The organism is Sphingosinicella sp. BN140058 (assembly GCF_004135585.1).
Lineage (GTDB): Bacteria > Pseudomonadota > Alphaproteobacteria > Sphingomonadales > Sphingomonadaceae > Allosphingosinicella.
Genome location: NZ_CP035501.1, coordinates 5201756 through 5224470, shown reverse-complemented (window position 1 = coordinate 5224470; position 22715 = coordinate 5201756). Strand labels below are relative to the sequence as shown.

Here is a 22715-nt window from a genome sequence, read left to right as displayed (position 1 = left end):
TGGGTGCGTGCCGGCGTAGCGTCACGAACGTCCCGCGCAGGGAACTTCCGAGCTCTTCGCCAGCGACGACTAACGCTTCGCGCAGTGCGGCCGCGACAAGGGCGGCGGTGGCAACTTGGAATGAGCTGCAGCTACGGCAGCCGAGCGCTCGCGCGCGGTGTCGCGTCCGGGATCGATGACGCTGCCGCGCCGATAGGATTCATCGTGGCCGTTTTCCTGAATCGCTGAGTGCTGGTCCGGTCGCGACATGAAAATCGCCCAACCGGTTCAGCGGCTCCGCTTTTCAACGCGCTGCGGCATTCAGCGCGATCTCATAAGGTTCGCCCTGCTCCGGAACGACCTTCAGCAAAGCCGACCAGCCTTTTGCCGGAGCGTTGCCCACATGGAGGCGGACCAAGGTGACGGGCACGCCGGGTTCGAGCCGGGCCCGCCCCGACTGAATCGAGCGGTTGCCGGCAGTGCCGCTCGTCACTTCCAGGCGATAGCTGCCGGCGAAGGGGGCCTCGGATGCGCCGACCACCTTCAATTCCAGCCCGCGATCCGACGGCTGTTCGACAAGGAGGATCGGCCGCGGAGCGGGCGCCTCCGCGGCGCCCGAGCCCGGAGCTGCGGCGATGGCGGCGAAAAACGCGGCGCCGGCCGCGCCAATGCGGTGCCGCTTGGTCATCGCGGCGAGCCCCCGTTCGCGCCGGCGGCGATCGCGCTCACGATCGCGTTCAAGGCCGCGGCATTGACCGCGGGATCCGCGCTGTCGCTCTCGCCTCCGGTCTCCGGCGGCACGTTGCCGCCCCTCAGCACGACGGCAGCGATTCCCTGCGCTTCGAGCGAACCGGTATCCGCCCCGGTATCGCCGAGCTGCCGGGCGGCCTCTCGAGTCGTCGACGGCTGGTTGGTGCGCTGCTCGACGAGGAGCTTCTGCTCGAGAGTCAGTTCCTCGTTGTTGCGCCTTACGAACTCCCCGGCGCGGCGCTCGATCACGCGTGCGCAGGCCTTGTCTTCGGGCAGTCCGCTGCGCAGGGCAGGATCGCAGCGGTCGTCGCCGCCGACCGCAGCGACCGCCCCGGTGCGCCCCTCGCTTGGCTTGGAAAGAGGATCGGCCGGTTCCGCGGTTCTGCCACCCGTGTAGAGCTGTGCGGAACCGCGCTGATTGCCGCGCTCGGCGGTGACCTGGGCCGACGTGGAACGTGCTTCGCCGCTAGCGCTGATCTGGTCCTGAAGCGCAGCGCCCGATCGGGCACGATCACTCCTTCGGACGGCGGTCGAGATCTGCTCGACGGGAGCGCTGCTGCTGGAACCGATCTGGTCGATGGATCCCCTCACCCCCTGTCCATGAGCGGAGGTGGGCAGCGCTGCCGCCGCGATTACCCAATGAAGGCCGTATCCTTTGGTCATCACCTGAGATGTCCGATCTGCGCCCGAGCCAAGAACAACGCCGCGGTGCGGAATATGCCAGTCACAATGGACCGAACCTCACCCGACTTCAATTCGCTTGCGTGATCGAGAGAACCGGATGGCCCTGATCGAGCTGGAAGCTGAGGCCGTTGCCCTGCTGCAGAACGGTGAGCTGCTGTCCGCCCGATTGAATTGCGGTGAGCCGGTTCTGATCCCCCTGCTGCGCGAGATCGGCGACGTTGCCGCCTCCATTCTGAGTAAGATCGATCTGGTTGCCGCGGCCATCCTGCAGCAGCTGCGCGGCGTTGGCGGCGATGCCGTCATTGTGTTGCCGGGCCTGGACGACGTTGAAGGCGCCATTCTGGCTGAGGGTGAGCACATTCGAACCCGAACCGGCTTGAGCAAGCAAGGCTAGGTTCGAGTCGCCGCTCTGACGGGCGTTGATGCGACCGGAGCCGCTCTGGCTGGCTTCGATCCTGTTGCGGCTGCCGGCCTGACGGAGCTCGGCGCGGGCAGCCGAGCCCATCTGCGAGACCCGTGCCTGATTGGAATCGCCGATCTGCTCGACGTAGACGGAGCGATCCGACGTTGCTCCGCTCTGCGCCCAGGCCGGGCACGCGAACGGAAGGAGGGCAAGGCCCAAGACGATCGGCGTACGACGCTTCATGCTCCGCTCCTCCAGAAGAAGGCCGGCCGGTACCCCTGAGGAGTACCGGCCGGTTCATACTTAGTTGCTCGACGGAGCGCCCTGAGTGACCACGGCCGAGTTGCCGGTGCCATTCTGGTTGATCGTCGAGACGTTGCCGTTGCTGTACTGGCTGACGGTCGCGCTGTTGTCCGCGCCATTCTGGGTGATGTAGGACTGATTGAGATCGCCGAACTGATCGACGACGGCGCTGTTGTCGCTGCCGGACTGATCGATGTCCGAGCTATTGTCGCTGCCGTCCTGGGTCAGCGAGGCAAATTGGCCGCTGCCATTCTGGGTCAATGTCGAGCTGTTGTTGTCGCCTGCCTGATCGGTCTCGCCGGTGTGACCCGCGCCGTTCTGAACGATGGCGGAACTGTTGCCCGAGCCCGACTGGGTGATGCTGGCATATTGACCGGAGCCGGTGACGGTGCCCTGGTTGATGGTACCGCTGTTGCCGTCGCCGATCTGATCGACATAGGCTTCCTGGTTCCAGCCGAGCTGGTCGATCTCAGCGCTGTTGTCGCTGCCGCCCTGCGACACGTCCGCAACATGCGAACCGAGCAGACCCTGATCGATGTTCGAGCTGTTGCCGTCGCCACCCTGGTCGACAGTCGCGTCCGACAGAGCGCCGCGCTGCAGAATGGTGGAGCCATTGCCGTTGCCGCCCTGCGTGACGTCGGCGGTGTGCGCAGCGCTGATCGTGCCGCCCTGGTCGATGCTGGACGTGTTACCGTCGCCTTCCTGCTCGACATAGGCGTCCTGAAGACCGCCATTCTGGACGACGGTGGAAACGTTGTTGCTGCCGCTCTGGACTACGCCGCGCACCGTCGCCTCGTCGCCGTCGCCGGTCGAATTGCCGACGCCGCCCTGGGTGATCGTGGAGACGTTGTCGTCGCCCGACTGCAGGACGTTGGCGCTGTTCGCAGCGACGCCGAGAATGCCGCCTTGCTGCGTGAGGGTCGACTGGTTGTTGACGCCCGATTGATCGACGATGGCATCGTTGAAGCCGCTGGTCTGGAACACCTGCGAGGTGTTGCCGCTGTTGCTCTGGTTGACGCTGGCGGTGTTGGTGCTGCCGGTTTGGAGCACGGTCGAATCATTGTCGGTGCCGCTCTGGTCGACATAAGCGGTGTCGTTGCGGCCGCTCTGCTCGACGCGCGAAACGTGGTCGTCGCCGTCCTGGCTCACCTCGGCGAGCGCGTTGTCGTTGATCTGCTTGACGCTCGAATGGCTGTCGCCGTTCTGGCTGACGACCGCGCGATTGTCGTCGTCGCTGCCGGTGGCGTCATCCTGGGTGACGACGGACTCGGCGCCGGCCCCGGTCTGGGTGACTTCGACGACATTGTCGTCACCGCCCTGATTGACGGTCGACAGCGCGCCGCTGCCGGCTTGGGCAACGGTGACCGAACCGTCGCTGCCGGTCTGGCCGACCGTAGAGCTGTTGTTCTGCGCGAAGGCCGGCGCGCACGCCAGGAAAGCAAGCGTCGAGACGCTGGTGAAAAGGATCTTCTTCATGATATTCTCCCCATTGAATATTTTGCCGCGTCCAAGATCATCAGGGATGCGCGGCAGTTAATTCGAAGGCGGCAGGCCGACTAGGTCTGCCGCCTTCCCCCTGCTCAATTGCCCTGCGGAAGTCCCTGAGAGACGATCGCCGAGTTGTTGGTGCCGTTCTGCGTGATCGTCGAGCTGTTGCCGTCGGAATATTGGCTGACTGTGGCCGCGTTGCCGCTGCCGATCTGCGAAAGAACGGAATTGTTGTCGTTCCCGAACTGCTGAACCAGCGCGTCGTTGCCGGCGCCATTCTGGAGGATGTCGGAATCGTTGTCGTTACCGGACTGATCGACATCAGCGTCGTTGGCCGAGGCGGACGCGGTGATCACGCTGTTGGTCTGGTTGATCAGGCTGGTATTGCCGTCGCCGGACTGATCGGTCGACGCCGACATCAGGCGCGCGCTGATCGTGTTGCTGCCGCCATATTGGTTGATCTCGCTCGTGTTCGAGCCGCCCGACTGGATGATCGAGGCGTTGGCGACGCGCGGATCGGGACCGCCGGCTGGGTTAGGCGCGTTGTTCACGCTCTGATTAACCTCGGCATAATTGCTGTCGCCGACCTGATCGATGAAGGCGTCGGACAGCTGACCGGACTGAACGACCTGCGCTTCGTTGTCGTTGCCGTCCTGGTTGACGCCGACAGCGCCGAAATCATCGCCCGCGGCATTGTCGAAGCCCGACTGCAGGACGTTCGACAGGTTGTTGTTGCCGGCCTGCGAGACGTTGAGGTCACCCGAAGAGCCACTCTGGGTGGCATAGGACTGGTTGTCCGTTCCGAGCTGGGTGATCAACGCCTGCTGCCCATTGGTCTGAAAGGCGTTGCCGTTCGAGCGGCCCTGAGTCAGTTCCGAAACGTTCCCGGAGCTTCCCTGGATGACGTTCGCAATGGCGCCGGCGCTGTTCTGGGTGACGGTGGAGTCGTTGTCGTCGCCATTCTGGGTGACGAACGCGGCGCTGCCGGCATCGTCCTGCTGCAGGACTACCGAGCTGTTCGCATTGCCCGTCTGGAAGACGTTGGCTTCGGCATCGGAGAAGAGCTGGTCGACCGACGAGCTGTTGCCGTTGCCGTCCTGGATCAGGCCGACGTGCGGCGAAGCGGCCGTGCTCACCTCGTTCGAGCTGCCCTGCTGGTTGATCGTCGAAACGTTCTGGTCGCCGTCCTGCTGGACGCTCGCGCCGTTGTTCCAGCCATTCTGCGTGATCGTCGAGTTGCTGTCGCCGTCCTGATCGACGATCGCGCGATTGCTGTTGCCGAGCTGGTCGACGTTCGAATTCGCGCTGTTGCCGGCCTGGGCGACACGGGCGATCTGATATTCGCCTTCCTGGTCGATCAGCGAGGTGCCGTTGGATCCCGACTGGTTCGCTTCGGCGGTCTGGTTCCGGCCGTTCTGGCCGATCGTCGAGCTGTTGTTCTGGGCGATGGCGGGCGCGGCGATGAGCAGCGCGGCCACCGACACCGATGACAGGATGGAAAGCTTCATGGTTGCGATTCCTTCAGCATGGGATGATAGCCATGCCACCCGGATTCGGGTGACATGATCGGGTTCAGACGCCTACTTGTCGCGGGCATCGGAGCTGCAACTCCGGTGCCCGCATGATCTGTCGGCCGACTGGGGCTGCAACCCCGTCCGACCCCTGGACTCGTCCGATCGGCCAGCCCCAGGCAGCTCGTCGACCTCTCCTTGCGGCAGCCCCTCTTGGGTGGGCGCGCCGTTGAAACTGGGAGCAGCCTAGCGGCTGCCCCTGGTCGCCTCCTCCTTCATCGGCGGAACGTCACGTGGCTTGATCTTCATCGGCGGCGCCCGGCGCGATTGCGCCATTGCGGCCTGAACCTGCTCTGCGGAAAAGATGCCGTCCCGCTCCTGGGTGTAGCGCCAGAGAAAAGGCCAGCCCGCCTCACGATCGGCGAAATCCCAAAGCTTCAGCTCCACGCCTTCCAGAACGAGGCCGTAGACCGCCTTCTCGATCGCCTGCTGGAGGGCGAGATGATCCGGCTCGTTGGTGGTGAAGCCTGCGTCCGCCTCGAGCAGTTCCTTGAAGGCGACGAAGCGGAATGCATTGGCCCCGATCTGGTGGGACGCGATCGTCTTGGAGGCGGTGACGGTGGTCAGCACCTCTCCGGTCCGCACCGAGACCGCGCGGAGATAGACGGTGACCGTATCCTGACGATATTTGGTGCTTGCGCCGATGCCGAGGAAGCCGGCTCCCGCGCCCCCGGTGACCGTGTTGGTGTCGTAGCCGATCACCCCGCCCTCGATCAGCACGCCGGCGAACAGCATGGCCGGCAGGGCCTGCGGATTGACGGTTTGTTCACCAAGATAACGCTCGCGCATCTCGCGGATGATATTGCGCTCGTTGAGCAGGTTCTTCAGCGACTCGCGCTCGACGATCGTGAACCACTGGCGCTTGCCGGCATCCTGCAGCGCCTTGACCAGGATCGAGCCGCCGCCCTGCGTTACCGCGCGCGAAAGCGTCTGGCCGACGTCGGACGGCTTGAATTGCCCGGTCTGGTCGGTGAAGGAATAGACTGCGACCGCAACCGGCCGCGACGGCGGTGGCAGCGCCGCAAGCATGTTCTGGCTCGGCGTCTTTGCGGGGATCACGGGCAGGCGCGACATCTCGGGGATATCGGAGCGCCCCACCTCGCCAAGGCTCATGCAGCCGCTCAACGCCACGCATCCGGCAAGCAACACCAAAGAGCGCATTGCTCAGTTCACCTCGACAAAGGTCGGAACGATGATCGTCGAGACTTCGCCGGTTTCGTCGTTGGTGATCGTCAGGGTGACGTTTTCGAGCCCGCGATCGAAGCGGATCGTCTGACCACCGAAGCTGATCGTCCCGCTTTGCTGGGGATTTTCGCCGAAGATCGCCTCGGTGATCTGCGAGGACAGAGCGGAAAGCAGGCGCGACTGCAGCTGCCGCGCGAATACGTCCGCTTGCGAGTTGGAACTCGTCGCGGAGGGATCCTTATAGTCGTTCTGGGCATTGGCAACGCCCAGCAAGTGCGCGGAATTGAAGGGATTTCCACCGAAAGTGGGACTCACCGGCTCGTAGCTCAAATCCTGAGCGGCAGCGCCGCCGGAGAACGTGACCAGACACGCACAAGCGACAAGCAAACGGCCGACGACGCGGCTTACTGACCCCATGTACCCCCACCCCTTGACTGGATCGACGCGACTCGGCGTCGTCCTGTTAACCTCCGTTTAATCTTTTTGTCGGCGGGCTGGCACCCCTATTTTTTCGCTCAGGGCAGATTCCCCGGCTCGCAACCATTTCTTCCCTAAGCATAATTTTGCATCGCTCCGTCTTTGTCCCCCTTTGGAACGGCTGGGAGTCTGGGTCTGAACGCTGGTTCGGCCGTTTCCAAAGGCCCCGGTCAGAAGCCAATCCTGCCGCTGCGGATCCAGCCGGCGCCGCCCGCGAACACGAGGCAGCGGCGGCGCATCGCAGCTTCCGATTTCAACGGCCCGGCGCCCGCACTTGCATGGCCCGAATTGTCGCCGGCCATTTGTCGGTGACCAGGGGATTAATCACTTTCAAACTTCTGTGTGGTCTTTGGAGCGCCATGGAAAGCGTGCACCAGCCCCTCGTGCCGACCGCCGCCGATGCCGCGGATCGGACCTTCGATCCGCCTGTAACGGCATCTCATCCGTTGCGGCCGCCGTTCGTGGTCTCAGAAGCCGTGGCTGCCGCCGCGCGGCAATCGCCCGAAGCACCGGCGCTGTTTGCCGCCTGCGGCACCCTATCCTACGCGGCGCTCGACGCGCGTGCCGAGCGCCTCGCCGGGTGGCTGCGCACCCAGGGTGTCGGCCCCGACAGCCTCGTCGGCATCTGCCTGGAACGGTCGTTCGACCAGCTGACCACAGCGCTCGCGACATGGAAGGCGGGCGGTGCCTTCTTGCCGCTGGATCCGGCCTGGCCCGACGAACGCCTGCGCACGATCGCCGACGATGCCGGCTGCGTCCTGATCCTCGGTCGCGACGACTGCGCCGACCGGCTCACGGGCGTCGCGTCTCCCGTTCACGCGCTCGACTGGGACAGGCAGGCGATTTCCGGATGCGAGGCGCTCGACCTCGGCGCGCCGGTAACCACCGAAAGCCTTGCTTACGTCATCTACACGTCCGGGACGACCGGCACGCCCAAGGGCGTCGAGATCACCCACGGCAATCTGTCGCATCTGATCGCCTGGCATCTCGATGCCTTCGCGGTGACCGCGAGCGATCGGGCGACCCATCTCGCAGGGCTCGGCTTCGATGCCTCTCTCTGGGAGGTCTGGCCCTATTTGTGCGCAGGTGCCTCGGTCACCTTGATCGAGGATGCCGCGCGAACCTCGCCCGACCGGCTAAAGGCGGCGCTGCTTGCTCGCGACATCACCATCGCCTTCGTCCCGACCGCGCTGGCGCAGGCGCTGATCGCAGCGGACTGGCCGGCGGACACGCGATTGCGCTTCGTCCTCACCGGTGCGGACCGGCTGACCGCGCGTCCGCGCCCTGGCCTGCCATTCGCTTTCGTCAACAATTACGGCCCGACCGAGTGCACCGTCGTGGCGACATCGGCCGTGATCGCCCCCGATGCCGATCAGGGGCTGCCACCGATCGGCGCACCGATCGGACAGACCTTCGTCCGCATTCTCGATGCTGCCGGTTGCCCCGTGGCGTCCGGCGAGACCGGCGAGTTGTTCATTGGCGGCCCGACGGTGGGCCGCGGCTACCGGCGGCGGCCGGACCTCACCGCAGAGCGCTTCGTCATCGATCCGTTCGGTGCCGGACGCCTTTACCGCACCGGTGACCTTGCGGCGCAGCGCGCCGACGGTCAGCTCGAATTTCACGGCCGCGTCGACGATCAGGTGAAAATCCGCGGTCATCGAGTGGAGCCCGAGGAGGTGGCGAGCCTGCTCGGCCGACACGATCTCGTCACCGCCGCGTCGGTGATCGCCCGGCGAGACGCCGAAGGCGCCGATGCGCTGATCGCCTACGTCGTTCCGAACGGCGCGTTGACGGCCGAAGATCTCCGCGACTTCCTCGCCGCTCGGCTGCCCGAATACATGATCCCGGCGACCTTCGTGCGGATCGACACGCTTCCGCTCACCGCCAACGGCAAGATCGACAAGGCCGCCCTTCCCGCTCCGGACCAATCCAACGCATTCGCGGGTGCCGGCTTTGCCGCGCCGTCCACGCCTGCCGAACTGCGGCTTGCGGAAATTCTGGAGGACGTTCTCGGCCGTGGCGGAGTCGGCGTGGACGACAATTTCTTCCTGCTTGGCGGCCATTCGCTGCTCGGCACCCAGGTCGTGCTCCGCGCCGGCGAAGCGTTCGGGATCGAGCTTGCGCTGCGCGATCTGTTCCTTGCCCCCACGATCCGCCAACTCGCCGCCCATATCGAGGCCGTGCTGCTGCGCATGATCGAGCAGATGAGCGATCAGGAGGTCGAGCAACGTGCCGCCGAGTGACATGAGCCCGAGCGCTGCGCCGCGTCCCGCCCAGGCTGCGCCGGCCGACCCGAGCCTCAGCCTGTTTCAGCTGCTGGACCCGTCGGTGCATGCCGATCCGCATCCCTTCTACCGGCGTCTTCGCGAGGAGGCGCCAGTTCATTGGGATCCGTTCATGCACACCTGGGTGGTGACGCGCTACGAGGACGTCCACACCGTCCTTCATCAATTCTCGGCCGACCGAACGCCGAACCCCGATCAGATGAAGGCGCTCGGCCTGCCGTCGCTCGGCCCGGTCGCGGACGTGATGGCCAAGCAGATGCTGTTTCTGGATGCGCCGGCGCACACGCGCCTGCGCAAGCTTTGTTCGAGCGCGTTCACCCCGCGCCGTGTCGAGGCGATGGAAGAGCAGATCCAGGAGATTGCGGACACTCTGATCGACGCCGTCATCGACCGCGGCCAGATGGACGTCATCGCAGACTTTGCAGAGCCGTTTCCCGCTATCGTCACTGCCGGGCTGCTCGGCGTTCCGCGCGAAGATCATGGCTGGCTGAAGGCCAAGTCCGCCGATTTCGCCGAGATGCTCGGCAACTTCCAGCACAATCCGGACCGCGTGCATCGCGTGCTGAAGAGCGTTGCCGAGCTGACCGACTATTTCCGGGACGCAATCCGCAACCATGGCGACCGGCCCGGTCTCGTCCGCTCGCTGGTCGAGGCGGAAGTCGACGGCAACCGCTTGAGCGAGGACGAGGTGATCGCCAACACCATCGTCACCATGGTCGGCGGACAGGAAACCACGACCAACCTGATCGGCAACGGGCTGCTCACCCTGATCCGCAATCCCGACAAACTTGCCGAGTTGCGCGACGAGCCTCACATCATCGCGACGGCGGTCGAGGAATTGCTGCGCTTCGAAACGCCGAGCCAGCACACGGCGCGGATCGCTCATGCCGACACCGAAATCGGCGGCAGGCTGATCCGCAAGGGCGAGGCGGTGATGGCGGTGATGGCGTCGGGCAATCGCGATCCGCGGCGCTTCGCCGATCCCGATCGGCTCGATCTTCGCCGCACCGAAAACCGCCATCTGGCGTTCGGCTGGGCGGCGCATTTCTGTTTCGGTGCCGCGCTGGCGCGGATGGAGGCCCGGATCGCCTTCACCACCCTGCTCCGCCGGCTGGACGATCTCGCTCTGGCGAGCGATCGGCTGGAATGGCGACCCAATTCGGGGCTGCGCGGGTTGCAAGCGCTGCCGATCACTTTCCGGGCAGTGGGAGCCGCCGCGTGACGGGTGAAGCGCAGCTGTCGGACGCCAAGCGCCAGCTGCTCGAAAAGATGCTGCGCGGCGGTGGCGGCGTCGAGCGTCCGGCGCCGGTCGCCGCCGTCACCAAACGCAGCGAAGGCACGCCTCTGCCGCTCACCGCCGACCAGCGCCAGGTTTGGCTGCACGCGATGATGGCGCCGGACGTGCCGCTCTACAACGAGTCGATCACCATCCACCGCTACGGCAGCTTCGACCGGACGGCGATGCAGCGGGCGATCAACGAGATCTTGCGGCGCCACGAGGCCTGGCGCACCGCCTTCGTCGAGGAGAATGGCGAGCCGGTGCAGCGTGTTCGGGCCGACGTTCAGGTTCCGCTGCCGCTCGACGACGTCAGCTTCCTGCCCGAGGCAGAACGCGATGCGATGGCGATCGCCATCGGCAGCGACGATGCGCGCCGGCCGATCGATCTCGGCGAAGCGCCCTTGTTCCGGGCGCGGATCGTCAAGATCGCCGACGACAATCACCGGCTCTACCTCACCCTTCATCACATCATCTTCGACGGGGTCTCGATCTACCGCGTGATCGTGCCCGAGCTCGCCGCCCTCTACGAGGCATTCGCGGCCGGCGAGGCATCGCCGCTTCCGGAGCCGGCCCTGCAATATGGAGACTATACGGTCTGGCAGCAGACCCATCTCTCTTCCCCGCCGATCCAGCGGCAGATCGACTATTGGCGGTCCACGCTCGCCGATCCGCCGGCGAAGCTGGAGGTGGCCGGAGACCGTCCGCGGCCCCTCGCGCAAAGCCATGCCGGGTCAATGGAGACCTTCCTCATCCCGCTTGCACTCACCGAGCGGCTGAAGGCGCTCAGCCTGCGCGAAGGCGTGACCCCCTATATGGTGCTGCTTGCCGCCTACAAGGCGATGCTGCATCGCTATACCGGCGAGCAGGACATCATCGTCGGCGGCGTCACCGATCTTCGCCGCCGCCCGGAGCTCGAGCGCGTCGTCGGCTATTTCCTGAACACGATCGCGATGCGCTCCCGCCCGACCAGCGGCGCCGCGTTCCGGGACTTTCTGCACCAGGTTCGCGACACCGTTCTCGGCGCGCTCGGCGCCAGCGAGGCCCCGTTCGACGAAGTGGTCCGCGCGCTCGGCATTCGCCGCACGCCCGGCGCCCACCCGCTGTTCAACACCCTGTTCTCCATCGAGCCGCCGGTCGATCCGTTTCCGGAAGGATGGGATCTCACCCAGATGGACGTGGTCGTCGGCGGCGCGAAGTTTGATCTCTACCTCGAACTCGACGAGCGTCCCGACGGCATGCTCGGACGGTTCCTCTACAGCACCGAGCTCTACGATCCGGCGACGATCCGGCGCATGATCGGCCATTGGCTGACCATGCTCGAAGGCATTGCCGACGATCCCGGCACCGCCATCGCCGATCTCCCGATGCTGCCTGCAGAGGAGCACGGGCTGCTGGCGCAAGCCGCACAGGGACCGGAGCGCACCCTCACATCGCAGATGCTGCCGGACGCTGTAGCAGCGATGGCGGAGGCCTGCCCGCATGCAACGGCGATCCGATGCGGCGAGGCGAAGATGAATTATGCTGCGCTGAACGCGGAGGCCAACCGGATCGCGTCCTCGCTCGCCGCCGCGGGCGTGGGCCGTGGCGAGCTGGTCGGCATCTGCCTGGAGCGATCCCCGCGCATGGTCGCGGCGCTGATCGGGGTGTTGCGCAGCGGCGCCGCCTACCTCCCGCTCGATCCCGATTTTCCGGAGGCGCGGCTGGATTACATCGTTCGCGACGCGGGTCTGGCGGCACTCCTCACCGAAGCCGCCCTTGCGCCTCGGCTGCCGGACTGGGGCGTGCCGACGTTGCTGATCGAACAGGCGGCACTCGCAGAACCTTCCTTCGAGGCGCTGCCGGCGTCGGCCCTCGATCTCGCTTACGTCCTGTACACGTCCGGATCGACCGGCCGTCCCAAGGGCGTCGAGATCAGCCACGGCGCCCTCGTCAACCTGCTCGGCTCCATGCAGGAACTGCCGGGTTTCTCCGCGCGCGAGTCGCTGCTGGCGGTGACCACCCTGTCCTTCGACATCGCGGCCCTGGAGCTGTTCCTGCCGTTGCTCGCCGGCGGGACCGTGATCCTGGCGCCGCGTGCGACCGCGCGCGATCCGCTCCTGCTCAGGCAATTGTTCGAGGCAACCGAGCCTGCGGTGATGCAGGCCACTCCGGCGACCTGGCGCGCCTTGATCGAGGCAGGCTGGCGGGGCGCGCCGGGTCTCAAGCTGCTCTGCGGCGGAGAAGCCTTGCCGCGCGATCTTGCCGACCAGCTGCTCGAACGGGCCGGTGAAGTCTGGAACGTCTACGGCCCCACCGAGACGACGATCTGGTCCACGCTCGAGCGTGTCCTGCCGGGCGCCGGACCGGTGGCGATCGGGCGGCCGATCGCGAAAACGCAAACGCTCGTGCTCGATGCGAGCGGCCGAAGGGTCCCGGTCGGCGTGGTCGGCGAACTTCACATCGGGGGCGCCGGCCTCGCCCGGGGCTATCGCGGCCGCCCGGACCTCACCGCGGAGCGCTTCGTCACGAGCCCCGAGATGCCGGGCGAGCGCCTCTACCGAACGGGAGACCTGGCGCGGCTGGCACCGGACGGCCGCCTCTTCTGCCTGGGCCGCGTCGACAACGACCAGAAGATCCGCGGCTTCCGCGTTGCGGTCGAAGAGATCGAAGGCGGGCTTGCGGAGCACCCGGCGATCGCTGCCGCCGCGGTGCGCAGCTTCGTCGATCCCTCGGGCGCACGTGCGCTCGCCGCCTTCTTCGTGGCACGCGGTGCCGAGGTTCCAGGGTCGGGCGAGCTGCGCACCTTTCTCTCGCGAACCTTGCCAGACTACATGATTCCGTCGCGTTTCCAGGCCGTCGAGCGCTTGCCGATGACTCCCAACGGCAAGATCGACAGGAACGCCCTGCCGGAGCCGACCGCCGCCGCCGGTGAAGACGCTTACCTCGCGCCGATCGGCGAAACCGAGGAGAGGCTTGCCGAAATCTGGCGGGCACTGCTGCAGGTCGACCGTGTCGGCCGGAAAGACAGCTTCTTCGAGCTTGGCGGCCACTCGCTGCTGGTCGCCCGCTTGCTTCACCGCATCGACGGCGCCTGGGGGCGGCGGATCGGCATGGCCGAATTCTTCCGGGGCCATCGCCTTTCCGAGCTCGCCGCCACGATCGAGCGAAACGACACGGCGGCATTGGGCGATCTGGTGCCGCTTCAGCCAAAAGGCAGTCGCCTGCCGTTGCTGTGGCTGGACGGAGGACCGTCGATCCGTGCCCTCGCCGAACTGGTCGGGGAGGACCAGCCCTGCTTCGGGCTGGAGCTAGACCCGATCCTCGAATCCGTGCTGGCGCCCGGGGTCTCCTTCGAGGAGATCGCGTCCGCGGTCGTGGCGGCGATCCGGGTCGCTCGGCCGACCGGCCCCTATCTACTCGGCGGCTGGTGCACGGCGGGGATCCTCGCCTTCGAGGTCGCCCGTCAGCTTCGCGCGCAGGGCGAAGAGGTGCCGTTCCTGGGCCTCGGCCACGCGATCAACCCGGTCGCCTTCCTGCGCGTCTCTCCGTTGCGGATGAAACTTTCCAAGGCCCGCTACCACGCGGCAATGTGGATGCGCCTGCCGGGTTCGCAGCGACTGGCTTACGCTCGCGCCCGCGCCCGCGGTGTGCTCGAGGAGACCGGCCTTGCCGATGCCGAACTGCCAGAGACACGCTACCGCAAGTTGCGCGGCGCGCTCGAGCAGGCGGCGTACGGCTATTGCCCGCAACCTTATGGCGGCGACGTCACCCTGTTCCAGCCGATCGATCGCCTGGATGTGCTCGATACTGCGCCGGGCTGGGCCGAGGTGGTCACCGGCCGTCTTCGTGCGCTCGATGTCTCCGGGGAGCACGGAACGATGTTCGATCCGCCCTATATCGAGGAATTTGCAGCGCGCCTGCGCGAAGCGACCCTGCACGCGCAGGCCAGCCCATTTGCGGAGGATGGCCGGTTGTGCGAGGCAGCCGAGTAACGCGTTCGGAATGAGTCGGGCCGACGCCGGGTGAAGGTGCGCCGCGGATGACGATCGATGTCGCGGTCTTCGAATTGGCGCAGGAGCCGATCGCCGCGCTGGTGGAGCTGCTCGACCGGGACGAACGCAGTCGTGCGCAGGCCTTCCGCTTCGACCGCGATCGGGATCGTTTCGTAGCCCGCCGCGGCGCCCTGCGGCGCCATCTTGGTGGGCGTCTGGGCGTGAATCCGGCGACGTTGCGGTTCGCCTGCAACGATTATGGCAAACCGTTCCTGGTCGATTATCCCGAGCTCCATTTCAGCCTTTCCCATTCCGCGGGACTTGCCATCTGCGCGACCAGCACCGCTTCGATCGGCTGCGACATCGAGCATTGCGATCCGAAGCTGGCCGACAGCGCCGTCGCCGAACGGCTGTTCGCCCCTGCCGAAATCGCCGCCTTGTCGTCCCTCCAAGGCGAGCAATGGGTTGGCGGTTTCTTCGCGTGCTGGACTCGCAAGGAGGCGTTCGTGAAGGCGCTCGGCCTGGGCCTCTCCCATCCGCTCGACGCCTTCGCGGTGTCCCTGGATCCGACCGAGCCGCCGCACCTGATTTCGGGAGGGGATGGATGGGCATTGTTCGCCTTCACACCTGCGCCAGGATATCAGGCGGCCGTCGCCTATCCGGAGGGGACCGGCCCGGTGGTCGTGGCGGATACCGAGCTTGATCGGCGCGCCCCGTCCCGACAATGAGGGCCGATGGCCTCGCCCAAGACGCTCAACGCGAAGAATCTCGAAGCGCTCGGCGCTGCCCGTCTCGCGGCCTTGCTGATCGAGGTGACCACCGGCAGCGCCGCCGCGAAACGCCGGTTGCGGCTCGAGCTTGCCGGGGAAGCGGGCGTCGACGCCGTGCGCAGCCAGATCGCGAAGCGCCTCACCACGATCGCAACCGCGCGGAGCATCGTCACCTGGGGCAGGGTCAAGACCGTCGCAGCCGACATCGAGGCACAGCATCGTGCCATCATCGAGCAGGTCGCGCCCGCCGATCCGAAGGAGGCGCTCGCCCTGCTGTGGCGCCTGATCGATGTCGCCAACGCGGTGCTGCCTCGAAGCGAGGATTTCAACGGCAAACTGCTCCGCGCCTTCGAAACCGCGGCGGCCGATCTTGGCCGCCTTGCCGAGGCGGCAAAGGCAGAGCCAGCGGAACTCGCCGAGCGTGCATTCGAGGCTTTGGTCCAGGATGGCCACGACATTCTCGGCACGATGATCCCGAACCTTGCTCCCGCTCTGGGTGCGGAGGGGCTTGCCCGATTTCACGCTCTGGTAATGGCCTGGCGGCCAGAACCCGTCGAGGATGGCGCATCGGGAGCGAGCGAAAAGGCTCGGTTCACGCCCGAGGGTGCAGAGCGGCGGCAGCGCGAACGCGCTGCCCGCGTCATGCTGCAGCAGATTGCGGACGCGCAGGGCGACGTCGATACCTACGCCGCCCTGTTCGACGCACCGGCCCGATCGATTCCGGCGGTTGCTGCCGAAATCGCGCTGCGCCAGCTCGAGACGGGTCGTGCGACGGAGGCGCTGCAGACTTTGGACGCGGCGCCACCGGGCGGCCGAGTGGCCGAGACTACGCGCGGCTGGCACGAGGTCCGAATTGCCGTGCTCGAGGCCCTCGGACGCGGCGAGGAGGCCCAGGCGGCCCGCTGGGCGCGGTTCGAAGCCACCCTCGCCCCCGCCGAGCTGCGCGCCTATCTCGACAAGCTTCCCGATTTCGAGGATTTCGACGCGGAGCAAAGTGCGATTGCCTTTGCCCTCGCCTGCCCGGATCCGCGGCGCGCCCTGGAGTTCCTCGTCGCCTGGCCTGCCCTCGACAAAGCCGATCGTCTCGTCCGCGAGCGTCCGCGTGTCTGGAACGGCGACCATTATGAGCTGCTCACGCCCGCGGCCGAGGCGCTGGAATCGAAATACCCGCTTGCGGCGACGATCCTGAGACGCGCGATGATCGATTTCACCCTCGTGGGGGCAAGGTCCAAGCGCTATCGGCACGCCGCGCGTCACCTAGCCGAATGTGCTCATGCAGCGCCCCGCATCGAGAGCTTGGGTGATCTTCCGAGTCATGACGAATATCTCGGTACGCTTCTCGCCCGCCACGGAAGGAAGATCGGGTTCTGGCAAGAGGTGTCGCGAGAACTGCCGACACCGGAGCCTTGAGGTTTCGGCCCTTGTCGGAACGCAATGAGCGCTTCATCTGCGCAGGCCAACGCTCGTGAAAGCCGCGCCGTGACCTTTCGACCGCCCCGAAGCCTGTCAAACTCGCCCGACGCCGGCCTCGCCGGACTTGAACGGGAAATTCTCGGCGAGAAGGCCGACATCCTGGGCCAGGCCGGACAAAAAGTGCAGCGTTCCATCGCGGCGCTGCGCGACTCGGACGAAAGCGGGCGTACGGAGGCGCTTCGGGATGCGGCACGTGCCGTGCAGGCCTATTTCATCCAGCGGGAGCTTTGTGGGCTTCGCAATCATGCGCCGGTGATCGAACAATATGCGATCCCCCGGGCAGTGCTGATCCGCCTCGGCGCCTGCTAGCCCCCTGGTACAGCCAAGCCCCGGAGGTCAGGGGCCCTGTACCCATTTGCCGCTGTCGTCCTGCTTCCAATAACGCGGCTCTACTCCCTCGCGGCCACGCAGGCCGCGCCAGGCCTCGCGCGCCCCGTCGAGACTTTCCGTGTCGAAGAAGAAATAGGCGCGCTCGAAGCGAAGGGCATCCTCGCGCCAGAGGCCGTCGGCGAGGGCAATCGCGGTGGCTCCGTTGACCGGTTCCGGCTCGGTGGAAAGCAGGATCGGCTGGCTCTCCGCACGCGCCCGGCCGTGCGGCAGAAAGCTGTCCTTGGCATAGGTCCAGAGCTGCTCGTCGAGACGGGCGAGTTGCCCCGCCTCGCCGACCAGCAGCACGCGCGCGCCCTCGGCGAGGAGCCGCTCGCAGATCGAGGGTAGGATCCGCTCGAGGGGCGCCTGGGTCAGGTGGTAGAAATTGACGACCACCTCTCTCAGCGTTCGTAATTGTCCGCGATCAGCCGATCGAGCAGGGCCACGCCATAGCCGGTGGCGCCCTTGGCGTGGAGATGGCCGGGTTTGTCGGCCCAGACCGTCCCGGCGACGTCGAGATGGGCCCATTTAACCCCGGGCTCGACGAAACGCTGAATGAACGTGGCCGCGGTGATCGACCCGCCTTCGCGAGGACCGACATTCTTCATGTCGGCAATCGGAGAGTCGATCAATTTGTCATAGGCCTCCCCTACCGGCATCCGCCACAACCGATCGCCGGTCGCCTGTCCGGCGGCCTGCAGCTGGCCGGCAAGCCCATCGTCGTTCGAGAAGACGCCGGCATATTCGTGACCGAGGGAAATGATCATCGCACCGGTCAGGGTGGCGAGATCGACGAGCACCTCCGGGTGGAACTCGCGTTGAGCCCAGGTGATCGCGTCGCACAGGACGAGCCGGCCTTCGGCGTCGGTGTTGATGACTTCGATCGTCTGCCCGGACATCGAGGTGACGACATCGCCCGGCCGCTGCGCCTTGCCGTCGGGCATGTTCTCGGCAAGCGCGCAGATGCCGACCACGTTCGCCTTCGCCTTGCGGCCGGCAAGCGCGAGCATCGCGCCGGCAACGGCACCGGCACCGCCCATGTCCCACTTCATCGCCTCCATACCGGCCGCGGGCTTTATCGAGATGCCGCCGGTGTCGAAGGTGATGCCTTTGCCGACGAACACCACCGGCTTCGCGGAAGCTTCCCCGCCGCCGTTCCACCGCATTACCAGCAAGCGCGAGGGCTGCTCCGATCCCTGGCCGACGCCGAGCAGGGCGAGCATGCCGAGTTCGCGCATCCGATCCTCATCGAGCACGTCGATCTCGATGCCGAGCGGCTCCATGCGGGCACGGCAGCGCTCGACGAAGCTCACCGGGAAGATGATGTTGGCAGGTTCGGTCACCAGCTCGCGGGTAAAGCAGATCCCGTCCAGCAGGGCGGACTGCGTCTCCCAAGCGGCCTCGGCACCCTCCCCCGCGCCGACGATCACGACCTCCTCGAGGGTGGCCTTCTGCTTGCGGGAAATCTTGGTCCGATAGATGTCGTAGCGCCACGAGCGGGCCGCAGCGCCGAACGCGATCCGGGCCGCGGCATCGGCACCGACGTCGAGCCCCGAAAGGTCGACGACGAGCCGCGTCTCGCCGGACGTCAGCAGACGCGCGGTGAGCGCACCGCCGACGCGCTCGAAAACGCCGGGATCGCTGCGGTTCGATCCGAGGCCGACGAGCAGGAGGCGCCGCGCGGCGCCATTGTCGTCGACGAAGATCTCGGCAATTCCACCGGCTTCGCGCTCGAAACGCTGCGCCTCCGCCGCCCGCGCGGCGAGCGTCCGCGCGCCATCGTTCAGACCGGCGAGGCGCTCGGTCAGCAGATCCTCGCCCCAGACCGGGATGGCGAGGGCATGGGAACCGGTCGGACGCTGGGCGGTGAAGCTGATCTTCAAGGGAGTCACTCCTGTGACAGGATGCAAAAGGTTGATGCTCCTGTAGGCAAACGCCGTGCCCCTTGCCAAGGTCCGCTTGATCTTTGCCGGCGCGCAGGCGGCCAACCGCCATTGCGGCGCGGCCATTCCGATGCAATAGGCTCGGCCTGTCGCCCGACAGATGCGGCGGGGAATGTGAAAAGACCGAACCTTATCTGCCTGACGGCTCTGCCCCTTTTGCTGTGCGCGCCCGCGGCTGCGCTCGCCCAGAGCAGCGAAGCGGCGGGGCCGCCGGCACCGGCCGAACTCGGTACCGACTCGCGCCAGGTCGCGTTCAGTGCCGACACGCTGGCCTATGACGAGACCAACGACGTCGTCACCGCCACCGGCGACGTCCGGATGAACAGCGAGGGGAACAAGCTACGGGCCGATCGCGTCGTGTGGACACGGACGAGCGACGAGGTCAGGGCCGAAGGCAACGTCCGCCTCGTGACGCCGGAGGGGGACGTCGCTTATGGCGAGAGCATCGTTCTCCATGACTCGATGCGCGATGCGGTGGCCGACCATCTCCTCGTCGTCCTCGAAGGCGGCGGTCGCCTGGCCGCGGACCGCGGCGAGCGCAAGGACGGTTATACGACGCTCTATCGTGCCGCCTACACCCCCTGCGCCGTGACGCATCCCGACGGCTGCCCGAAGAATCCGACCTGGCAGATCACCGCCGTGCGGGTCGTCCACGATCCCTACAAGAAGCGGATCCGCTACGAGGGCGCCGGGCTGAACCTGTTCGGAACCCGGATCATCGCCCTTCCCGGCCTGTCGCACCCGGACGGCAGCGGCGGCGGCGGCAGCGGGCTGCTGGTGCCGGACGTGCGCTTCAGCCAATCCAACGGTCTCGAGATTTCGACGCCTTATTACCTCAAGATCGCGCCCGACAAGGATGCGACCATCGCGCCGCACCTCTACACCGACGTGCTGCCGATGATCGAAGGCCATTATCGCCAGCTCACCAGTCTCGGCGCCTTCCAGGTCGCGGGCTATCTCACATATGGATCGCGCATCCCGATCGACGACGCGGCGGGCGTGATCGACAAGGACAAGGGCATTCGTGCCTATATCGAAGGCAATGGCCGCTTTCAGCTCGACCGCGACTGGAGCATCACCGCGTCGGGGCGTTACGTCACCGATCGCACCTTCCTGCGCCGGTACGACATCACACGCGACACCCGCCTGCGCTCGATGGTCGACATCGAGCGGATCCGCGACGACAGCTACATTTCGATCGCCGGCTGGGCATTCCAGGGTCTGCGCACGACCGACAATGCCGGCCAGCAGCCGGTCGTGCTGCCGGCGATCGATGCCCGCTTCCGCCTCGACGATCCGATCTGGGACGGGAAGATCGAGCTTCAGGCGAACAGCCTTTCGATCCTCCGCACCGACGGCCAGGACACGCAGCGCGCCTTTGCCGCGGCGAAATGGGAACGGCGCAGCCTCACCGACTGGGGCCAGGAACTGATCCTCACCGGTTATGCGCGGGGCGACGTCTACCATACCAGCGACGTCGATCTGACCCAGACGGCGCTCTACCGCGGCGAGCGTGGTTGGCACGCGCGCGGCATCGGCGCCGTCGCTGCCGAGTTGCGCTGGCCGCTGGTCGGGTCGTTCATGGGCGGAACCCAGCGGCTGACCCCGCGCGTCCAGATCGTGGCCTCGCCCCCGACCGAGAATCTCGCAATTCCCAACGAGGATGCGCGCGCGGTCGATCTCGAGGATTCAAACCTTTTCGCGCTGAACCGATTCCCCGGCTATGATCGCTGGGAGGATGGCGCGCGCATCACCTACGGCTTCGACTGGGGCTTCGATCTGCCGGGGGTGAGCACGCGGACGACGATCGGGCAGAGCTATCGGCTGAGCGAGATGGAGAGCATCCTGCCACCCGGCACCGGTCTGTCCGACCGCTGGTCGGACATCGTCGGACGAACCAACGTGAAGGTCGGCCACAAGTTGAGCTTCGTCCACCGCTTCCGGCTCGACAAGGACAGTTTCGAGTTGCGCCGCAACGAGATCGACGCCGTCGTCGGTGGCCACCAGACCTACGCCACGATCGGCTATCTGCGGCTCAATCGCGACATCGATCCCTCGATCGAGGATCTTCGCGACCGGGAGGAAATCCGCCTTGGCGGCCGGATCCGCTTCGCCCGCTACTGGTCGCTGTTCGGCTCGACCGTGATCGATCTGACCGATGCCAAGGAGGATCCGACCTCCGGCGCCGATGGCTACGAGCCGGTGCGCCACCGCCTGGGCATCAGCTACGACGACGATTGCATCGAAATAGGCGTGACGTGGCGACGCGATTATGACACCACCGGAGACTTCCGGCGCGGGAATACCTTCCTGTTCCGGGTGGCGCTCAAGAACCTCGGCCGCTAAGCTCGGGTTCAGCATGGCTAAGGCATTTGCAGCGCCTGCTTTTATTGGAGGATTGATGAAGCTCGGGACTTTTCGCAGGGCGGCGCTGATGCTGGCCGGCACGATGGTGGCGGCGACTGCGCTTGCCCAGAGCGCTGCCAATCAGGCTCCAGGCGCCGGTCAGAGCGGCCCGGCCCAAAGCGGCGCCGGCCAGACCGGGCTTGACATCCCTCAGGATGCCCGCTTCCTCGCCAAGGAGGATCCTTCGATCCGCAAGGCGACGGCGATCGTCAACGGCACCGTCATCACCGGCACCGACATCGACCACCGCATGGCGCTGATCCGCATCGCCAACGGCGGCAACATTCCGCCCGAGGAGGAGCCGCGGCTCCGGGCGCAGGTGCTCCGCAACCTGATCGACGAGACCCTTCAGATCCAGGCTGCCGAAGCGCAGGACATGAAGGTCGAGCAGAAAGACATCGACAATTATTTCACCCGCTATGCGCAGCAGTTCAAGCAGTCTCCGCAGCAATTCGCGGCCTATTTGCGCCAGAACGGGTCTTCGGAAACGTCGATCAAGCGCCAGATCCACGGTGAGCTCGCCTGGAGCCGCCTGCAGGCGCGGCAGATCGAGCCGTTCGTCAACGTCTCGCAGGAAGAGGTTACCGAGCTGATCAAGCGCCTGAACGCCGCCCGCGGCACCCAGGAGTTCAAGGTTTCCGAAATTTTCCTGTCGGCGACCCCGGAAACGGCTGCCGAGACCCGCGCCAACGCGCAGCGCATCGTCGAGCAGCTTCGCAAGGGCGCGTCGTTCCGTGCCTATGCGCGTCAATTCTCCGAAGCCTCGACCGCGGCCGTCGGCGGCGACCTGGACTGGGTGCGCTCGGAGCAGCTGCCGGAAGCGCTCGCCGCGGCGGTGAAGCAGATCCCGGTCGGCACCGTCAGCGATCCGATCGCGATTCCCGGCGGCTTCTCGATCATCGCCGTTGAGGACACGCGTCAGTTCCTTACCGCCGATCCGCGCGATGCCGTGCTCAGCCTCAAGCAGATGACGGTGCGCTTCGCCAAGGGCACTGCGCGGCCGGAGGTCGAATCGAAGGTCCAGCAGCTGGTCAGCACCACGCAGTCGATGGGCGGCTGCGGCGGCGCAGAGGCTGCCGCTCAGAAGATCGGGGCCGAGGTCGTGACCAACGATCAGGTGCCGGTGCGGACTTTGCCGCCGCAGATGCAGCAGAGCCTGCTGAACCTTTCGATCGGCCAGGCCACCCCGCCCTTCGGCGCGGTCGACGATCGCATCAGCGTCCTTGTGATGTGCGGCCGCGACGATCCGGCGCAGGCCCGCGAGGTCTCGTTCGATCAGGTTTACGGCCAGCTGACAGAGCAGCGAGTCAACATGCGGGCGATGCGGTACCTGCGCGATCTTCGCCGCGACGCCGTGGTCGACTACCGCTGAGCGGCCG

The 22715-nt window shown here is 66.3% G+C and carries 18 protein-coding genes and 1 pseudogene; 8 read left to right on the top strand and 11 right to left on the bottom strand.

All coding sequences use genetic code 11. The annotated features are described in order from the left end of the window. Positions 1–283: 283 nt before the first annotated feature. The 9 genes and pseudogenes from csgH to ETR14_RS29590 all read right to left on the bottom strand — a co-directional run bounded on the left by csgH (position 284) and on the right by ETR14_RS29590 (position 7142). Positions 284–667: a curli-like amyloid fiber formation chaperone CsgH gene (csgH, locus tag ETR14_RS23700; protein ID WP_129389856.1), complete on the bottom strand. Its 384-nt coding sequence runs from the start codon at positions 665–667 to the stop codon at positions 284–286. Beyond that, positions 664–1392 (bottom strand): hypothetical protein, encoded by a 729-nt coding sequence (locus ETR14_RS23695; protein WP_129389853.1) that lies wholly within the window; start codon positions 1390–1392, stop codon positions 664–666. Before ETR14_RS23695 ends, csgH begins: the two co-directional genes overlap by 4 nt. 88 nt (positions 1393–1480) lie before the next feature. After that, on the bottom strand, positions 1481–2059 hold the full coding sequence (locus ETR14_RS23690) for a hypothetical protein (protein ID WP_129389850.1): 579 nt from the start codon (positions 2057–2059) through the stop codon (positions 1481–1483). Between the two features lie 60 nt (positions 2060–2119). Beyond that, positions 2120–2620, bottom strand: a complete 501-nt coding sequence (locus ETR14_RS29800; protein WP_371416836.1) for a hypothetical protein — start codon at positions 2618–2620, stop codon at positions 2120–2122. Positions 2621–3232: 612 nt separating this feature from the next. Continuing rightward, positions 3233–3595 (bottom strand): annotated as a pseudogene (locus tag ETR14_RS29795) (hypothetical protein); the annotation flags it as partial. A 104-nt stretch (positions 3596–3699) separates the two neighbouring features. Further along, complete coding sequence (locus ETR14_RS23680; protein WP_129389844.1) at positions 3700–5115, bottom strand: hypothetical protein; 1416 nt, start codon at positions 5113–5115, stop codon at positions 3700–3702. Between the two features lie 249 nt (positions 5116–5364). Next, positions 5365–6291, bottom strand: coding sequence for a CsgG/HfaB family protein (locus ETR14_RS23675; protein ID WP_243455659.1), 927 nt, complete (start codon positions 6289–6291; stop codon positions 5365–5367). A gap of 51 nt (positions 6292–6342) precedes the next feature. Beyond that, positions 6343–6693 (bottom strand): curli assembly protein CsgF, encoded by a 351-nt coding sequence (locus ETR14_RS23670; RefSeq protein ID WP_243455952.1) that lies wholly within the window; start codon positions 6691–6693, stop codon positions 6343–6345. Between the two features lie 317 nt (positions 6694–7010). Then, positions 7011–7142, bottom strand: a complete 132-nt coding sequence (locus ETR14_RS29590; protein WP_256370189.1) for a hypothetical protein — start codon at positions 7140–7142, stop codon at positions 7011–7013. Positions 7143–7199: 57 nt separating this feature from the next. Between ETR14_RS29590 and ETR14_RS23665 the strand changes: the two genes are divergently transcribed. The 6 genes from ETR14_RS23665 to ETR14_RS23640 all read left to right on the top strand — a co-directional run bounded on the left by ETR14_RS23665 (position 7200) and on the right by ETR14_RS23640 (position 16927). After that, positions 7200–9083, top strand: coding sequence for a non-ribosomal peptide synthetase (locus ETR14_RS23665; RefSeq protein ID WP_165356595.1), 1884 nt, complete (start codon positions 7200–7202; stop codon positions 9081–9083). A 1-nt stretch (position 9084) separates the two neighbouring features. Next, positions 9085–10347 carry a cytochrome P450 gene (locus tag ETR14_RS23660; protein WP_129389832.1) on the top strand — a complete coding sequence of 421 codons (1263 nt, stop codon included), beginning with the start codon at positions 9085–9087 and terminating at the stop codon, positions 10345–10347. After that, a complete protein-coding gene (locus ETR14_RS23655) occupies positions 10344–14375 on the top strand; it encodes a non-ribosomal peptide synthetase (protein ID WP_165356594.1) in 4032 nt (1343 codons plus the stop codon). Before ETR14_RS23660 ends, ETR14_RS23655 begins: the two co-directional genes overlap by 4 nt. Before the next feature lie 47 nt (positions 14376–14422). Beyond that, entirely contained in the window at positions 14423–15103 is a 681-nt protein-coding gene (locus tag ETR14_RS23650; RefSeq protein ID WP_129389826.1) for a 4'-phosphopantetheinyl transferase superfamily protein, read from the top strand. 6 nt (positions 15104–15109) lie between these two features. Further along, positions 15110–16555: a DUF6880 family protein gene (locus ETR14_RS23645; protein ID WP_129389823.1), complete on the top strand. Its 1446-nt coding sequence runs from the start codon at positions 15110–15112 to the stop codon at positions 16553–16555. Between the two features lie 69 nt (positions 16556–16624). Continuing rightward, complete coding sequence (locus ETR14_RS23640; RefSeq protein ID WP_129389820.1) at positions 16625–16927, top strand: DUF6665 family protein; 303 nt, start codon at positions 16625–16627, stop codon at positions 16925–16927. A 27-nt stretch (positions 16928–16954) separates the two neighbouring features. Here the strand turns inward: ETR14_RS23640 and ETR14_RS23635 are convergent, their stop codons facing one another. Together ETR14_RS23635 and ETR14_RS23630 are read right to left on the bottom strand one after the other, a co-directional pair. Continuing rightward, on the bottom strand, positions 16955–17383 hold the full coding sequence (locus ETR14_RS23635) for a DNA polymerase III subunit chi (protein ID WP_129389818.1): 429 nt from the start codon (positions 17381–17383) through the stop codon (positions 16955–16957). Between the two features lie 5 nt (positions 17384–17388). Further along, positions 17389–18870, bottom strand: coding sequence for a leucyl aminopeptidase (locus ETR14_RS23630; RefSeq protein ID WP_129389816.1), 1482 nt, complete (start codon positions 18868–18870; stop codon positions 17389–17391). Positions 18871–19044: 174 nt separating this feature from the next. On the opposite strand from ETR14_RS23630, the gene ETR14_RS23625 reads away from it, so the two are divergent. Continuing rightward, positions 19045–21276: an LPS-assembly protein LptD gene (locus ETR14_RS23625; protein ID WP_129389813.1), complete on the top strand. Its 2232-nt coding sequence runs from the start codon at positions 19045–19047 to the stop codon at positions 21274–21276. 55 nt (positions 21277–21331) lie between these two features. Then, entirely contained in the window at positions 21332–22708 is a 1377-nt protein-coding gene (locus tag ETR14_RS23620; protein WP_129389810.1) for a peptidylprolyl isomerase, read from the top strand. Positions 22709–22715: the final 7 nt, after the last annotated feature.

What these genes read in the sequence shown, in the direction of transcription:
- csgH (WP_129389856.1), bottom strand. Translation starts at nt 667, where the DNA reads ATGACCAAGCGGCACCGCATTGGCGCGGCCGGCGCCGCGTTTTTCGCC.
- ETR14_RS23695 (WP_129389853.1), bottom strand. Translation starts at nt 1,392, where the DNA reads ATGACCAAAGGATACGGCCTTCATTGGGTAATCGCGGCGGCAGCGCTG.
- ETR14_RS23690 (WP_129389850.1), bottom strand. Translation starts at nt 2,059, where the DNA reads ATGAAGCGTCGTACGCCGATCGTCTTGGGCCTTGCCCTCCTTCCGTTC.
- ETR14_RS23680 (WP_129389844.1), bottom strand. Translation starts at nt 5,115, where the DNA reads ATGAAGCTTTCCATCCTGTCATCGGTGTCGGTGGCCGCGCTGCTCATC.
- ETR14_RS23675 (WP_243455659.1), bottom strand. Translation starts at nt 6,291, where the DNA reads ATGAGCCTTGGCGAGGTGGGGCGCTCCGATATCCCCGAGATGTCGCGC.
- ETR14_RS29590 (WP_256370189.1), bottom strand. Translation starts at nt 7,142, where the DNA reads ATGGCCGGCGACAATTCGGGCCATGCAAGTGCGGGCGCCGGGCCGTTG.
- ETR14_RS23665 (WP_165356595.1), top strand. Translation starts at nt 7,200, where the DNA reads ATGGAAAGCGTGCACCAGCCCCTCGTGCCGACCGCCGCCGATGCCGCG.
- ETR14_RS23660 (WP_129389832.1), top strand. Translation starts at nt 9,085, where the DNA reads ATGAGCCCGAGCGCTGCGCCGCGTCCCGCCCAGGCTGCGCCGGCCGAC.
- ETR14_RS23650 (WP_129389826.1), top strand. Translation starts at nt 14,423, where the DNA reads ATGACGATCGATGTCGCGGTCTTCGAATTGGCGCAGGAGCCGATCGCC.
- ETR14_RS23645 (WP_129389823.1), top strand. Translation starts at nt 15,110, where the DNA reads ATGGCCTCGCCCAAGACGCTCAACGCGAAGAATCTCGAAGCGCTCGGC.
- ETR14_RS23620 (WP_129389810.1), top strand. Translation starts at nt 21,332, where the DNA reads ATGAAGCTCGGGACTTTTCGCAGGGCGGCGCTGATGCTGGCCGGCACG.